Source organism: Bowmanella yangjiangensis (assembly GCF_017255015.1).
GTDB classification, from domain to species: Bacteria; Pseudomonadota; Gammaproteobacteria; order Enterobacterales; family Alteromonadaceae; genus Bowmanella; species Bowmanella yangjiangensis.
On sequence record NZ_JAFKCS010000391.1, the window covers coordinates 1 to 744 of the forward strand.

Sequence of the window (744 nt, forward strand, 5' to 3'; positions counted from 1 at the left end):
TCTCGCTCATCAGGCCGGTGAGGTTGCGGCGCAGGGTCTCGATGGTGTCGTTGATGAAGGCTTTCTTGCCGGGGAACTGCTCCAGCGGTGCGCGCAGGTCGCCCTCGGCGATGGCACGGACGCAGGTCATGGCCTTCTTCTTCACGTCGATATGGCTGGCGACCAGCGCGTTGATCGCCACGGCGATCTCGCGGTACACCCCCGGTCGCTGGCTGTCGAGGACGGCGTCGATGTCGCCGCGGGCATGCTCGTCGGTCACGCGGCTCAGCTCCGCGAGCAGCGCGGCGAGCTGTTCGCCGGTCTGCTGCTGGCTGTGCAGGAGCGAGCCACGCGCTGCCTGGGGCTGGTTCGTGCGGGGCAGTTCACCCTGCGCCAGCTGTTCGGCGAGGTCATGCAGTGCACGCGGTTCGCCGCCGAGCTGCAGCTGCAGCGCACGGTTGAGCTGCCAGCCCTGGAGCGCCAGGGCGGCGCCTGCGAGCAGGGCAATGCCCAGGGCCAGGTAGGTGTTCAGCGCTGGCAGGGCCAGTAGGGTCAGGGCGATCAGAGCTGTTGCGACCAGGGCCGCGATACGGGTTGCCAGGTTCATAGCACAGTACTCCTGAGGTTGCCGGAGGGGGAAAGGGTGCGGCTGCTGCCGCCTTGGCTGACTTGCGAGAGCAGGCCGGGGATATCGAGGATCAGCGCCACGGCGCCGCTGCCGAGGATGGTGAAACCGCTCAGCGCCGGGACCTGGCAGAACACCTT

At 68.1% G+C, this 744-nt stretch carries 1 pseudogene; it reads right to left on the bottom strand.

What is annotated here, in order from left to right:
- Nucleotides 1-586: pseudogene (locus tag J0A65_RS24750) on the bottom strand (hypothetical protein); the annotation flags it as partial.
- Nucleotides 587-744 lie beyond the last annotated feature (158 nt).